At 67.1% G+C, this 13,524-nt stretch carries 13 protein-coding genes; 6 read left to right on the plus strand and 7 right to left on the minus strand.

Annotated features, from left to right (window positions below; all coding sequences use genetic code 11):
* Positions 1–3: 3 nt before the first annotated feature.
* Complete coding sequence (locus tag AC1RRR_RS22140; RefSeq protein ID WP_492816128.1) at positions 4–414, minus strand: NtrZ family periplasmic regulatory protein; 411 nt, start codon at positions 412–414, stop codon at positions 4–6.
* 237 nt (positions 415–651) lie between these two features.
* On the opposite strand from AC1RRR_RS22140, the gene AC1RRR_RS22145 reads away from it, so the two are divergent.
* The 4 genes from AC1RRR_RS22145 (at position 652) to holA (ending at position 5,477) form a co-directional block, all read left to right on the plus strand.
* Entirely contained in the window at positions 652–1,179 is a 528-nt protein-coding gene (locus AC1RRR_RS22145) for a DUF3576 domain-containing protein (protein WP_492816130.1), read from the plus strand.
* 136 nt (positions 1,180–1,315) lie between these two features.
* Positions 1,316–3,901, plus strand: a complete 2,586-nt coding sequence (gene leuS, locus AC1RRR_RS22150) for a leucine--tRNA ligase (protein ID WP_492816132.1) — start codon at positions 1,316–1,318, stop codon at positions 3,899–3,901.
* 5 nt (positions 3,902–3,906) lie between these two features.
* On the plus strand, positions 3,907–4,413 hold the full coding sequence (lptE, locus tag AC1RRR_RS22155) for an LPS assembly lipoprotein LptE (RefSeq protein WP_492816134.1): 507 nt from the start codon (positions 3,907–3,909) through the stop codon (positions 4,411–4,413).
* 11 nt (positions 4,414–4,424) lie between these two features.
* Positions 4,425–5,477 (plus strand): DNA polymerase III subunit delta, encoded by a 1,053-nt coding sequence (gene holA, locus AC1RRR_RS22160; RefSeq protein WP_492816136.1) that lies wholly within the window; start codon positions 4,425–4,427, stop codon positions 5,475–5,477.
* A 229-nt stretch (positions 5,478–5,706) separates the two neighbouring features.
* Here holA and AC1RRR_RS22165 read toward each other — a convergent pair whose 3' ends face one another.
* The 6 genes from AC1RRR_RS22165 to AC1RRR_RS22190 form a co-directional block, all read right to left on the minus strand.
* Positions 5,707–6,618 carry a ParB/RepB/Spo0J family partition protein gene (locus tag AC1RRR_RS22165; protein ID WP_454718560.1) on the minus strand — a complete coding sequence of 304 codons (912 nt, stop codon included), beginning with the start codon at positions 6,616–6,618 and terminating at the stop codon, positions 5,707–5,709.
* A gap of 42 nt (positions 6,619–6,660) precedes the next feature.
* Positions 6,661–7,464 (minus strand): ParA family protein, encoded by an 804-nt coding sequence (locus AC1RRR_RS22170; RefSeq protein ID WP_492816138.1) that lies wholly within the window; start codon positions 7,462–7,464, stop codon positions 6,661–6,663.
* Positions 7,454–8,107, minus strand: coding sequence for a 16S rRNA (guanine(527)-N(7))-methyltransferase RsmG (rsmG, locus tag AC1RRR_RS22175; protein ID WP_492816140.1), 654 nt, complete (start codon positions 8,105–8,107; stop codon positions 7,454–7,456). Before rsmG ends, AC1RRR_RS22170 begins: the two co-directional genes overlap by 11 nt.
* The gene (mnmG, locus tag AC1RRR_RS22180) at positions 8,097–9,953 is read right to left on the minus strand and encodes a tRNA uridine-5-carboxymethylaminomethyl(34) synthesis enzyme MnmG (protein WP_492816142.1); all 1,857 of its coding nucleotides are present in this window, start codon (positions 9,951–9,953) and stop codon (positions 8,097–8,099) included. Before mnmG ends, rsmG begins: the two co-directional genes overlap by 11 nt.
* A 168-nt stretch (positions 9,954–10,121) precedes the next feature.
* Positions 10,122–11,462 carry a tRNA uridine-5-carboxymethylaminomethyl(34) synthesis GTPase MnmE gene (mnmE, locus tag AC1RRR_RS22185; RefSeq protein ID WP_492816144.1) on the minus strand — a complete coding sequence of 447 codons (1,341 nt, stop codon included), beginning with the start codon at positions 11,460–11,462 and terminating at the stop codon, positions 10,122–10,124.
* 4 nt (positions 11,463–11,466) lie between these two features.
* Complete coding sequence (locus AC1RRR_RS22190; protein WP_492816146.1) at positions 11,467–11,709, minus strand: DUF6489 family protein; 243 nt, start codon at positions 11,707–11,709, stop codon at positions 11,467–11,469.
* Between the two features lie 127 nt (positions 11,710–11,836).
* Between AC1RRR_RS22190 and AC1RRR_RS22195 the strand changes: the two genes are divergently transcribed.
* Both AC1RRR_RS22195 and AC1RRR_RS22200 read left to right on the plus strand, forming a co-directional pair.
* Positions 11,837–12,532 (plus strand): dienelactone hydrolase family protein, encoded by a 696-nt coding sequence (locus tag AC1RRR_RS22195; protein ID WP_492816148.1) that lies wholly within the window; start codon positions 11,837–11,839, stop codon positions 12,530–12,532.
* Positions 12,532–13,497, plus strand: coding sequence for a quinone oxidoreductase family protein (locus AC1RRR_RS22200; protein WP_492816150.1), 966 nt, complete (start codon positions 12,532–12,534; stop codon positions 13,495–13,497). The genes AC1RRR_RS22195 and AC1RRR_RS22200 overlap by 1 nt, the downstream gene beginning before the upstream one ends.
* Positions 13,498–13,524: the final 27 nt, after the last annotated feature.

Here is a 13,524-nt window from a genome sequence, read left to right on the forward strand (position 1 = left end):
GTTCTAGAACTTGAAGGCCGTTTCCAGGCGCACGCGGGGCGCCGGATCGGGCTGCTGGGCGCGACGCGCGGCCAGCGCCGGGTTGGTCTCGCCCAAGCTGACGGCGCCGCCGACGCGGATCGACGGGCTCACCTTGAAATAGGCGCCGGCCTGAACGTCCTGCAGTTCCATCTCGCGGCTGGACGGCTGGTCCAGGTCGAGCTTCAGGCCCCAGCGGCCCTTCTTGGCGTCCCACTTCAGCGTGCGCTTGTCGTCGGTCGGGTACTGGACACCAACCGGCGCGCTGGTGAAGTCGTTCTTGACCGAGAAATCGGGGGCGACAGCATGCGGCTTGGCCTGGGCAAACGCCGTCGCCGCCGATCCGGTAAGGATCAGCGCGGCTGCACCCGCCAGGAAATAACGCTTCGCGACCATCGCTACTCGCCGCCTATACAATGTCCCCACTCGCTCCATATAGGATCGAGCCCCTTGATTTGCGATTAAAGGCTTGGCCGGAACGCGGTCAACCGGGGTTTGGTCGCACTTCGGGCTGAATTGAGCGATTCAATCGACTCCTGTGTCGATGAGGTCACGCGATTCCTGTTTTGAGGCGGCGTAGCCATGCTATAGACCGGCTCCCGGCCGCGGGGGCGCGCCAGGAACGGCGATACATTGGAGCGAGGTACTATGGCGTTTGAGCGTGGGTCTGTGATGCGCGGCGTCGCCGCGGGCGTCCTGGCTCTGTCGATGCTGGGCATGACCGCATGCGCCAGCAGCAAGCCCCCCAAGACGTTTTCCACGCAGAGCGACGAGCCGGGCCTCAACCCGTTCAAGCGCTTCGGCGGCGGCAACAAGGCTGCCCCCAGCGAGGCGGGCATCGGCGTCAACGGTTATCTGTGGCGCGCGAGCCTGGACACCCTGGCCTTCATGCCGCTGGCCTCGGCCGACCCGTACGGCGGCGTGATCGTCACCGACTGGTACGTGAACCCGGAAACCCCGGCCGAGCGCTTCAAGGCGACGGTCTACATCCTGGACACCCGCCTGCGCGCCGACGGCCTGAACGTCACGGTGTTCAAGCAGTCCAAGGACATCACCGGTAACTGGGTCGACGCGCCGGTCGCCGACCAGACCGCCACCGACATCGAGAACGCGATCCTGACCCGCGCGCGTCAGCTCCGACTTTCGAACATCAAGGGCTAAGGCTCTTCGGGGTCTCTTTCCGAGCGAAAGGGACCCCGCCCTCCTATTTCTCTGCGCGCTCCGGCCGCGAAACCGCTTACGTTCGTTGCGGACTCGCCTTCGGGGCGCTTTTCCGCATCTAGACACCTGGTTTCCGATGGCCCGCTACAATCCCAAAGACACCGAACCCAAGTGGCGTGAAGCCTGGGCGAAGGCCGACGTCTTCAAGACCGGCGAGATCAACGACGGCCGTCCGAAATACTACGTGCTCGAGATGTTCCCGTATCCGTCGGGCCGCATCCACATGGGCCACGTCCGCAACTACGCCATGGGCGACGTGGTCGCCCGCTACAAGCGCGCGCAAGGCTTCAACGTCCTGCACCCGATGGGCTGGGACGCCTTCGGCATGCCCGCCGAGAATGCGGCCATGGAGCGCGGCGTCCACCCCAAGGGCTGGACCTACGACAACATCGCCGCCATGCGCGAGCAGCTGAAGTCGCTGGGCATTTCGGTCGACTGGTCGCGCGAGTTCGCCACCTGCGACCCGGAATACTACGGCAAGCAGCAGGCCTGGTTCCTGCGCCTGCTGAAGAGCGGCCTGGTCTATCGCAAGGAAGCCTCGGTCAACTGGGACCCGGTCGACATGACCGTCCTGGCCAACGAGCAGGTCATCGACGGCAAGGGCTGGCGCTCGGGCGCGACGGTCGAGAAGCGTAAGCTGACCCAGTGGTTCCTGCGCATCACCCAATATGCCGACGACCTGATCGAGGGCCTGAAGACCCTGGACCGCTGGCCCGACAAGGTTCGCCTGATGCAGGAGAACTGGATCGGCCGCTCCAAGGGCCTGCGCTTCAAGTTCCAGTTCGACGGCGAGGCCCCCGACGGCATGGCCGACGGGCTGGAGGTCTACACCACCCGTCCCGACACCCTGTTCGGCGCCAGCTTCGTCGGCATCGCGCCCGAGCATCCGCTGGCCGAGCGCCTGGGCATCGAGAATCCCGAGGTCCAGCAGTTCATCGCCGACTGCCGCAAGGGCGGCACCTCGGAAGCCGAGATCGAGAGCGCGGAGAAGCTGGGCTACGACACCGGCCTGCGCGTGCAACATCCGCTGGACCCGTCGATCACCCTGCCCGTCTGGATCGCCAACTTCATCCTGATGGACTACGGCACCGGCGCGATCTTCGCCTGCCCGGCCCACGACCAGCGCGACCTGGACTTCGCCCGCAAGTACAACCTGCCGGTCCTGCCGGTGGTGCTGCCCAACGGCGAGGACGCCGCGACCTTCACGGTCGGTAAGGAGGCCTATGTCGGCCCCGGCAAGATCTACAATTCGGAATTCCTGGACGGCCTGGATATCGAGGCCGCCAAGGCTGAAGCGGTGGCCCGCATCGAAGCCGCCGGCCAGGGCCAGGGCGCGACCGTCTATCGCCTGCGCGACTGGGGCGTCTCGCGCCAGCGCTATTGGGGTTGCCCGATCCCGGTGATCCACTGCGCCGACTGCGGCGTCGTGCCGGTGCCGGAAGACCAGCTGCCCGTCGCCCTGCCCGACGACGTCACCTTCGACAAGCCGGGCAACCCGCTGCTGCGTCACCCGACCTGGCGTCACACCAGTTGCCCGTCGTGCGGCGGCCGCGCCGAGCGCGAGACCGACACGCTGGATACGTTCATCGACTCGAGCTGGTACTTCGCCCGCTTCGCCGACCCGACGGCCGACGAGCCGGTCGGCAAGGACGCGGCCGACTACTGGATGGCCGTCGACCAGTATATCGGCGGCGTCGAGCACGCGATCCTGCACCTGCTGTACGCGCGCTTCATCACCCGCGCCCTGAAGGACGAGAATCTGCTGTCGGTCGAAGAGCCGTTCGCGGGCCTGTTCACCCAAGGCATGGTTACCCACGAGGCCTACAAGAACGAGGCCGGCGAGTGGGTCGAACCGTCGGACATCCGCATCACCGTCGAGGGCAACAACCGCTCGGCGGTCCACGCCACGACCGGCGCGCCGATCATCATCGGCGACGTCGAGAAGATGTCGAAGTCCAAAAAGAACGTCGTCGCCCCCGAGGACATCTTCGAAGCCTACGGCGTCGACTCGGCCCGCCTGTTCGTGATGAGCGACAGCCCGCCCGAGCGCGACGTCCAGTGGACCAACTCCGGCGTCGAAGGCAGCTGGCGCTTCACGCATCGCCTGTGGAACGAGTTCGACAGCCAGCCGGCCGGTGACTTCGCCCACGACGACAGCGACGAAGCGGCCGTGGCCTTGCGCAAGTCGGCCCACAAGCTGATCGGCTTCGTCACCGACAGCATCGAGGGTTTCCGCTTCAACAGCGGCGTGGCGCGCCTGTACGAGTTCCTGAACGCCCTGAAGGCCGCTCCGGCTGAAGGCGCCTCCCAAGGCGTGCTGGCGGCCCGCAAGGAAGCCCTGAACATCCTGGCCCGCCTGGTCGCCCCCTTCACGCCCCACCTGGCCGAGGAAGCCTGGGCGTCGATCGGCGGCGAAGGCATGGTCGTGAACGCGCCCTGGCCCAAGGCCGACCCGGCCCTGGCCGCGGACGACGAGCGTGTCCTGCCGATCCAGATCAACGGCAAGCGTCGCGGCGAGGTGAAGGTGAAAGCCGGCGCCCCCGAGGACGAGGTCCAGAAAATCGCTCTGGCGGATCCCAACGTCATGGCCCACCTTGAGGGCCTCACGGTCCGCAAGGTGATCGTGGTGAAGGACCGGATCATCAACATCGTGGCCAACTGAGACTGATGAAACGCACCCTGGCGGCGGCCGCTCTCGCCCTCTCGACCCTCGCGCTCTCGGCTTGCGCCGGCTTCACGCCGCTGTATGGCCGTCCGGGCGTCGAGGGCGGACTTTCCAGCATCGAGACGGTCGCGTCCGAGGGCCGTGGCGGCTACCTGCTGCGCGAGCAGCTGGACGACGCCCTGGCCCACCGCGCCGGCGATCCGACCGCCTACAAGCTGCTGCTGTCGGTCAACGAGCAACGCTTCGCCCGCGGCGTGCGCCTGGACAACACGGCCAACCGCTACGAACTGAAGATGATCGTCACCTGGCGCCTGATCGAGGTCGCGACCGGCGGCGAGGCCTATAAGGGCGTCACCGACGTCTCGGTGACCTACGACTCGGCCGACCAGCCCTACGCGGCCATCGCGGCCCAGAACGACGGCCAGGAGCGCGCGGCGGCCGAGGTCGCCCGCAAGATCCAGCTGGATCTGGCCACCTGGCTGGCGGGCGGCAAGAAGAAGCGGGCTTAAGGGCCCGTCCGATGATCCTCTCCAAGCGTCCGGACGTCGAACGCTTCCTGCGGGAGCCGACCCCGGACATCCGAGCCGTGGTCATCTACGGCAAGGACCGGGGCGTGGTGCGCGATCGCGCCAACGCTCTGGCCAAGCGCGTGGTCGAGCGCCCGGACGACCCCTTCGACACCGCCATGCTGACCGATGGCGACCTGGACGCCGATCCGGCCAAGCTGGAAGACGAGCTGTCGGCCATGTCGTTGATGGGCGGCCGCCGGCTGGTGCGTCTGCGCCTGAACGGCGACAAGGCCGGCCCCGACAAGCAGGCCTCCGAGGCCCTGACCCGCCATGTCGAGGGCCAGCTGAACCCCGACGCCTTCTTCCTGGTCGAGGCCGGCGCGCTGGATCGCAACTCCCTGCTGCGCAAGGTCGGTGAGAAGGCCAATGGCTGCGCCGTCATCCCCTGCTACGAGGACGAAGCCGGCGACCTGGCCCGTCTGGCCCGCGACACCCTGGCCAACGACAAGGTGGGCCTCAACAGCGAGGCCCTGGACCTCTTCGTCTCGCGCCTGCCCAAGGAGCGCGGCGTGGCCCGCGCCGAGATCGAGCGCCTGGCGCTGTACCTCGGCCCGGGCAGCGGCATTACGGCCACCGCCGCCGACCTGACGGACTTCCTGGGCGTGGAACCCGAGGCCTCGCTCAGCGACGCCGCCGCCGATGCGTTTGGGGGCAAGGCCGGTCTCGCCCAGCAGGCCTTACGCCGCGCCGCCGCCGAGGGCGAAGGCGGTCCGGCCGCTGTGCGGGCGATCAGCTACTATCTGAACCGCCTGCGCCGGGTCCTGACCCTGCACAAGAACGGCGTCGACCTACAGGCGGCCGCCAAGGCCTCCGGCGTCTTCTGGAAACAGGAGCGCGAGTTCCTGCGCCAGGCCCGCGCCTGGAACCTGGAAGCCATCCTCGAGATCCAAGGCGAGGTCCTGGCCGCCGACCGCGCCTGCAAAACCTCCGGCTCGCCCGACCAACTGATCTCAGAGCGCCTGGCGCTGATGATCGCGGGTCGCGCGCGGCGGCTAGGGCTGTGAGGGTCTAGAATCCGCCAAAATAGGCGGTTTGCGCCGCTGTGGATGGTTTCGAGGAAAGCCTTACAGCACAAGGGCTTGGAGTCTGATCGGACTCAAGCCGCCCTCCTCTCACGAAAACGGCGCCTCCCGGAGTACGGAAAGGCGCCGCTTGGTGCGCGACAGAGGCAATTTTAGAGCGCCGTTTTCAAGCCCGAAAACCGCTCAAACGCACGCGATTCCGTGCGTCTGATCAGACCCCTCGGCTGAGCCGGTTGCACAAGTCGTCCAGCTGCTCGAGCGTCGCGTAGCTGATCGTCAAGGCGCCGCCGGCGCCGCGATGGTCGATCGAGACATCCAGGCCCAGGACCGACGACAGGTCGGCTTCCAGCGCCTGAGTGTCGGTGTCCTTCACGCGCGGCGGACGGCCGCCCTTGTTCTTGTTCGGCGTCGCGGTCGGCGCCTTGCGGGCCAGGGCCTCGGTCTCGCGGACCGACAGGCCGCCCTCGATGATCTGCTTGGCCAGGGCGACCGGGTCGGCCGCGGCGGCGATGGCGCGGGCATGACCAGCCGACAGCTCGCCGCTGACCAGGTACGACTGCACCTCGTCCGGTAGGGCCAGCAGGCGCATGGTGTTTGCCACGTGGCTGCGGCTCTTGCCGATAGTTTGGGCGATGTTCTCCTGGGTGCGCTCGAACTTCTCCATCAGCACTTTGTAGGAGAGCGCTTCTTCCAGGATGTTCAGGTCGGCGCGCTGGACGTTCTCGATGATGCCGATTTCCAGCACCGCCAGGTCGTCCAGCTCGCGCACCATGATCGGCACGGTGCGCAGGCCCGCGCGCTGGGCGGCGCGCCAGCGGCGTTCGCCGGCGACGATCTGGTATTCGCCGGGCGAACCGGGCGCGGGACGCACCAGGATCGGCTGCAGGACGCCCTTCTCGCGGATCGAGTTGGACAGGTCCTCCAGGTCTTCCTCGCGGAAGGTGCGGCGCGGCTGGTCGGGATTGCGCTTCAGGATCTCGATCGGCGCTTCGCGCGAACCGGCCGTGTTGTCGCTCGGCGCCTGGGCCGGCGCGTTCTCGACCTCGCCCAACAGGGCCGACAGACCACGCCCCAGACCACGACGCCCCTCGGAACCACCAGCCTCAGCCACCACAGACTCCATTCTTCTTCTCGTACAAACTCGGGTCGTTACTCAGAAATCGGCTTAAGCGGCCTGGGCCTGGCGATCACGCTCGCGGCTGATCACCTCGCGGGCCAGCTTCAGGTAGGCCTGGCTGCCGGCGCACTTCAGGTCATACAGCAGCACGGGCTTACCGAAGGACGGGGCCTCCGAGACGCGGACATTCCGCGGGATGACCGCGTCATAGACCTTGTCGCCGAAGTACTCCCGCACGTCGCGGGCCACCTGCTCGGACAGGCTGTTACGGCGGTCATACATGGTTAGCACCACGCCCTGGATCTCCAGGCGCGGGTTCAGGCTGCCACGGATGCGCTCGATGGTTCGCATCAGCTGGGTCAGGCCTTCCAGGGCGAAGAACTCGCACTGCAGCGGCACGAACACCGCGTCGGCGGCGGTCATGGCGTTGACCGTCAGCACGTTCAGCGACGGCGGGCAGTCGATCAGCACATAGGTGTAGGGGCCGTTGACGCGGATGGACTCCAGGGCGTCGCGCAGGCGGTACGACCGGCGGGCGGTCTGGCCCAGTTCGATCTCCACGCCCGACAGGTCGGCGTCGGCCGGGATGACGTCCAGGCCGGGCAGTTCGGTCCGCACGGCGGCGTCCACCACCGGCGACTCGCCCATCAGCACGTCATACAGCGTGGTCCGGCGCTGGACGCGGGTGATGCCCAACCCCGTGGAACAGTTGCCTTGCGGGTCGGCGTCGATCAGCAGCACGCGCTCACCGCAAGCGGCCAGGGCGGTGCCCAGGTTGATGGCGGTCGTGGTCTTGCCGACCCCGCCCTTCTGGTTGGCGATGGCCAGGACGCGGAGAGGATTAGCGGACACGGGAAAGCCTCTTCACTTGAACGATGCGGCCACGGGGGTCGCTCTGACTGGTGCTCAGCTCGCTGGCGAACGCCCAGGCCTTGGAGGCCTCGGTCAGTTCCGCAGCGACGTCCTGCCCCTTGAGGAACAGGCCCGTCGCGCCGCGATACAGATAGGGTTCGGCGAAGCTGAGCAGCTTGGTCATCGGCGCGCAGGCCCGCGCGGTAACGACGTCGACCTTCAGCTTCAGCTCTTCGGCTCGGACATTATGGATCTCGACCGGCAAGTCGAGGTCCTTGGCGACCACTTCCAGGAAGCGGCAGCGCTTTGCCATCGACTCGACCAGGTGAACCTTGGCCTCGGCCCTACCCTTCAGCAGTATGGCCAGCACCACGCCGGGCAAACCCGCGCCGGCGCCAAGGTCGGCCCAGGTCACCGCATCGGGCGCCAGCGCCAGCAGCTGCGAGCTGTCCAGGGCGTGGCGGGTCCAATAGGTGTCGATGGTCAGCGGACCGACCAGGTTCATCACCGCATTCCACTCGGCCAGCAGTTCCTGGAACCGGGTCAGCTCGGCCATCTGGGCGTCGGACGCGCCGGTAAGGGCTTGGTAACCAGCCGCGTCCAGCACCGGGGGTTCAGCCGTCACGATGAGATCAGGCTGCACGGCCGCGCCTCACGTGAGCGAGCAGAGCCGTCAGCGCCCCGGGCGTCACACCTTCGATCCGAGCCGCCTGGCCCAGGGTCAGCGGGCGAACACGCTGGAGCTTCTCGCGAACCTCATTCGACAGACTGCCGATGTCGGCATAGTCCAGGTCGGCCGGCAGGCGCAGGTCTTCGTCCTTGCGCAGCGACTCGGCGTCGGCGCGCTGGCGATCCAGATAGCCGGCATAGGCCGCCTCGATCTCGATCTGCTCGCGGACGTCAGTGTTCCACGTGAAAACCTCGGGCCAGATACGGCCCAGGTCGTCCAGGGTCACATCCGGATAGGCCAGCATGGCGAAGACGTCTCGGCGGACGCCGTCGCTATTGACCTTGAAGCCGGCCTTCACCGCCTCGTTCGGGGTCAGGGTGACCGAACGGGCGAAGGCGCGGGCCGCCTCCAGGCGATCCCTCTTCTCTGCCCAGGCCTTGGCGCGGGTCTCACTGACCACGCCCAAGTCGATGCCACGATCGGTCAGGCGCTGGTCGGCATTGTCGGCGCGCAGGGTCAGGCGGAATTCGGCCCGGCTGGTGAACATCCGATACGGCTCGGTGACGCCCCGGGTGACCAGGTCGTCGATCATCACGCCGATATAGGCCTCGTCGCGGGCGAAGACGGCGGGCTCCCTGCCCTGCACGGCCAAGGCTGCGTTCAGGCCAGCGACCAGGCCTTGGGCTCCGGCCTCTTCATAACCCGTGGTGCCGTTGATCTGGCCGGCCAGGTACAGGCCCGGCAGACGCTTGGTCTCCAGCGTGGCGAAGAGCTCGCGCGGATCGACATAGTCGTATTCGATCGCATAGCCGTAGCGGATCACCTCGACCTTCTCGAGGCCGGGGATCGTGCGCAGGAACAGCAGCTGGGTCTCTTCGGAGACCGACGTGGAAATGCCGTTCGGATAGACCGTGTCGTCGTCCAGGCCTTCCGGCTCCAGGAAGATCTGGTGGCTGGTCTTGTCGGCGAACCGGACGACCTTGTCCTCGATCGAAGGGCAATAGCGCGGACCGATCCCCGTGGCGCGACCGCTGTAGACCAGGGACTCGCCGATGCGCTCAGCAATGATCCGGTGGGTCTCTTCGGTGGTGAAGGTGACGCCACAGGCAATCTGCGGGACCTCGATCTTGTCGGTCAAGTACGAGAACGGGACCGGCTGTTCATCGGCCGCCTGGCTCTCCAGCTGGTCCCAGGCGATGGTCTTGCCGTCCAGGCGCGCGGGCGTGCCGGTCTTCAGGCGACCCATCTGGAAGTCCAGACCATAGAGACGATCCGCCAGGCCGATCGACGGCTGGTCGCCGACCCGGCCGGCCGGGATACGATCGTCGCCCCGATGGATGACGCCCTTCAGGAAGGTGCCGGTCGTGAGGATTACACGTGAAGCGCGGTAGACGCGCCCTGCCCCGTCGACGGCGCCAGCCACCTTGCCGTCCTCGACGATCAGGTCTTCGGCGGCGGCGGCGATGATGTCCAGGTTCGGCGTGGCGGCCAGCTCGGCCTGCATCGCCTCGCGATAGAGCTTGCGGTCGATCTGCGAGCGCGGACCCCGGACCGCCGGGCCCTTGGAGCGGTTCAGCATCCGGAACTGGATGCCGGCCTTATCGGCCAGGCGGCCCATGACGCCGTCCAGGGCGTCGATCTCGCGGACCAGGTGGCCCTTGCCCAAGCCGCCGATGGCCGGGTTGCACGACATCTCGCCAATGGTCTCGAGCTTGTGGGTCAGCAGCAGGGTGCGAACGCCGGCGCGCGCGGACGCAGCGGCCGCCTCGCAGCCGGCGTGACCGCCGCCGATGACAATGACATCCCAGGTATCGGACAAAAGCTTCGCCTCAATGCGAACGCCCCCGGACGGGCGGGGGCGCTGGACTCGATCTATACGCCAATCAGGCGAACGGGTCGATGCGACTCCCTGGCGTTTCACGTGAAACACCCCCGTCACAGCTGTGAGCGTGCTGTGGATAATATAGGGGACGTTTCACGTGGAACATCACTTGCCGATGCAGAAGGTCGAAAAGACGCGGCCAAGCACGTCTTCGGGATCTACCCGACCGGTGATCTTCTCCAGAGCGCGCGCCGCTAGGCGGACGTCCTCGGCGGCTAGCTCGACCTCGAGACCGACCTCAGACAGGGCGCGCGCAAGATAGTCCCGGGCTTCCCGGAGACGTTCAGCGTGGCGCAATCGAGTCGCGGCTGGGAACTCCGCGCCGGACAGAGCGTCAGCGACATGGTCGGCCAGAGCGGCCCGAACCTCGTCCACCGCGTCACTCGAACGGGCCGACAGACGCAGAACGCTGAGCCCCTCCCCGGTCCACTTTTCGGCAGCGGCGTCCAGCGCCGAGGCATCGGCGATGTCGGCTTTGTTCAGCACCAGCCAGTCGCCGGGCCGGATCGCCTCCTCAAGCTTCACTGTATGTTTCACGTGAAACCCATCGACGACCCAAAGCCTTAGGTCAGCATCTTCAGCCCAAGCTCGCGCCCGGCGGACGCCCTCGGCTTCGATCGCATCGGCCGTTTCGCGGATACCAGCCGTATCGGCGACCAGCACCTTGTAGCCGCCCAGAACCAGCGGAACCTCGATCACGTCCCGGGTAGTGCCGGGCGTGTCGGTGACGATCGCCGCATCCCGCTCGACCAGTCCGTTGAGCAAGGTGCTCTTGCCGGCGTTCGGCGCACCTACCAGGGCGATGCTGAAACCGTCCCGCACTCGGCGTCCACGGGAAACATCGGCCAGGGCCGCGTCGAGTTCGGCGCTCAGGGTCCGTAGTCCTGGACGCGCCCGTTCGGCGACCTCCTCCGGCAGATCCTCATCCGGGAAGTCGACGGCCGCTTCCAGCATGGCTAGCGACTGGACCAGCAGATCCCGCCAGCGGTCGTAACGCTGGCTCAGCGCTCCACCGACCTGTCCAAGCGCCTGCTTGCGCTGAGCTTCGGTCTCGGCGTCGATCAGATCGCCGACACCCTCGGCCTGGGCCAGGTCCAGCTTGCCGTTCTCGAAGGCCCGGCGGGTGAACTCGCCCGGCTCGGCCAGGCGCAGGCCCAGGTCGACCAGGGCCGACAGCAGCGCCTCGACGACGGCCCGGCCGCCATGCACGTGAAACTCGGCGCTGTCCTCGCCGGTATAACTGGCCGGTCCCTCGAATCGCAGGACCAAGGCCTCGTCCAGTTCGACGCCCTGGTGGCGCAGTTTGCGCAGAGCCGCCAGGCGCGGCTTGGGCGGTTTTCCCGTGAGCGCCTCGACGACCGACAGGGTCGCCGGACCCGAGACGCGCACCACGGCCACCGCCGCTCGCCCGGCCGCGGTGGCCAGGGCGAAGATCGTATCGGTCATGTCGTCAGGGCTTCCCGACCGCCGCGCCAGCCGCCGCCGTCATCAGCTTGCGGAACTGCTCCTGAGCGCCGGTGCCGAACGCCATCCAGTTCTTCATCAGCTCCTCGGGCGCCAGCATGGCTATGTTGGCGTCCATGCGGTTCTGCATCTCCTTGACGAGGTGCTCGTTCAAACCGCTGACATCGGGGAGGCCTAGAAAGGCCCGCGCCTCGACGGGCGAGCAGTCGATTTCGATGGTCATTTTCATCGGGTGGTTCCCTTCGGTCAGGGCACGATATTGTTATGGGGCAAGCCCGTCGGCGCAGGTTAGAGCGCTTTGGTCGAAAGTCACATCGTCCCGCTTTTCTGGGACGCTTAAAGGACGGAGAGCTCCGATGAGCGAGACCCTCACCATCACCACGCCCGACGGCGACTTCGCGGCCTATGTGGCGCGACCCCAGGCAGAGAACGCTCCGGCCATCGTCGTGATCCAGGAGATCTTCGGCGTCAACAAGGTGATGCGCGACATCGCCGACGGCCTGGCCGCCCAGGGCTATGTCGCCATCGTGCCCGACCTGTTCTGGCGCATCGAGCCCGGCATCGACATCACCGACAAGTCCGAGGCCGAGTGGAAGCGGGCCTTCGAACTGTTCAATGCGTTCGACGTGGAAACCGGCGTCGCCGATATCGGCGCGACGATCACCGCCGCCCGCGCGCTGGCCGGCCTCAACGGCAAGGTCGGCGCGGTCGGCTATTGCCTGGGCGGACTGCTGGCCTTCCTGACCGCGACCCGCACCGACGTCGACGCCTCGGTCTCGTACTATGGCGTTGGCATTGAGAAGCACGTGGGCGAGGCCGAGAAGCTGACCCATCCGCTGCTGATGCACATCGCCGAGAAGGATCAGTTCGTCCCGCCGGAAGCCCAACAGGTCATCCTAGCCGCGCTGAAGGATCACCCGCAGATCGAACTGCATACCTATGCCGACCGTGACCACGCCTTCGCGCGCGAGGGCGGCGCGCACTATGACGCCGCCGACGCGGCCAAGGCCAACGGTCGCAGCCTGACCTTCTTCCAGAAGGTCCTGGCGTAATGCTGGCGATCCAAGCCGTCCGCACCGGCGGCCCCGACGTGCTCGAGGCCGTCCAGCTCGAGGTCCCTTCGCCCGCCGCCGGCCAGATCCTGATCCGACATCAGGCCGTCGGTCTGAACTATATCGACACCTATCATCGCTCGGGTCTTTACCCGCTGAAGATGCCGGTGGTGATCGGACTGGAGGCGGCCGGGATCGTCGAGGCCGTTGGCGATGGCGTCAGCCGGTTCCAGGTCGGCGACCGCGTCGCCTACAACGGGACGATGGGCGCCTATGCCGAGGCGGCCGTCGTTCCGGCCGAGCGCGCGGTGAAGGTTCCCGAGGGTGTCAGCCTGGAGACCGCCGCCGCCGTCCTGCTCAAGGGCATGACCGCCGAGTTCCTGGTCCGCCGGTGTTTCCACGTGAAACCTGGCGACCTGGTCCTGATCCACGCGGCCGCCGGCGGCGTCGGCCAGATCCTCGTGCAGTGGTGCAAGGCCCTGGGCGCAACGGTGATCGCCACCGCCGGCTCGACCGCCAAGCTGGAGACGGCGCGAGAACTCGGGGCCGATCATCTGATCGACTACGGCCACGAGGACGTCGCCGCACGCGTCGGTGAGATCACCGGCGGTAAGGGCGTGGCCGTCGTCTATGACGGCGTCGGCAAGGACACCTGGGACGCCAGCTTCAAGAGCCTGGCCAAGCGCGGCGTGCTGGTCACCTTCGGCAACGCCTCGGGTCCGGTCCCGCCGTTCGCGCCGTTGGAGCTGTCGGCCAAGTCGGCCTTCGTCACCCGCCCGCGCCTGTTCGACTACATCGCCACGACCGAAGAACTGGACGAGAGCGCCGAAGCTCTGTTCGCCGTCCTGGCGTCCGGCGCGGTGAAGATCGACATCGGCCAGACCTTCCCACTCGCCGAAGCCCGTGCGGCGCATGAAGCGCTGGAAGGCCGGAAGACGACCGGGGCTACCCTGCTCATTCCGTAAGACTGAACGCGGTAGGACCAACAAAAA

It is taken from the genome of Caulobacter sp. GW821-FHT12D05, from assembly GCF_058807295.1.

Coding starts and splice junctions, on each gene's coding strand:
- AC1RRR_RS22140 (WP_492816128.1), bottom strand. CDS start 414: ATGGTCGCGAAGCGTTATTTCCTGGCGGGTGCAGCCGCGCTGATCCTT.
- AC1RRR_RS22165 (WP_454718560.1), bottom strand. CDS start 6,618: ATGGAGTCTGTGGTGGCTGAGGCTGGTGGTTCCGAGGGGCGTCGTGGT.
- mnmE (WP_492816144.1), bottom strand. CDS start 11,462: ATGACCGATACGATCTTCGCCCTGGCCACCGCGGCCGGGCGAGCGGCG.
- AC1RRR_RS22200 (WP_492816150.1), top strand. CDS start 12,532: ATGCTGGCGATCCAAGCCGTCCGCACCGGCGGCCCCGACGTGCTCGAG.
- AC1RRR_RS22190 (WP_492816146.1), bottom strand. CDS start 11,709: ATGAAAATGACCATCGAAATCGACTGCTCGCCCGTCGAGGCGCGGGCC.
- AC1RRR_RS22195 (WP_492816148.1), top strand. CDS start 11,837: ATGAGCGAGACCCTCACCATCACCACGCCCGACGGCGACTTCGCGGCC.
- holA (WP_492816136.1), top strand. CDS start 4,425: ATGATCCTCTCCAAGCGTCCGGACGTCGAACGCTTCCTGCGGGAGCCG.
- lptE (WP_492816134.1), top strand. CDS start 3,907: ATGAAACGCACCCTGGCGGCGGCCGCTCTCGCCCTCTCGACCCTCGCG.
- leuS (WP_492816132.1), top strand. CDS start 1,316: ATGGCCCGCTACAATCCCAAAGACACCGAACCCAAGTGGCGTGAAGCC.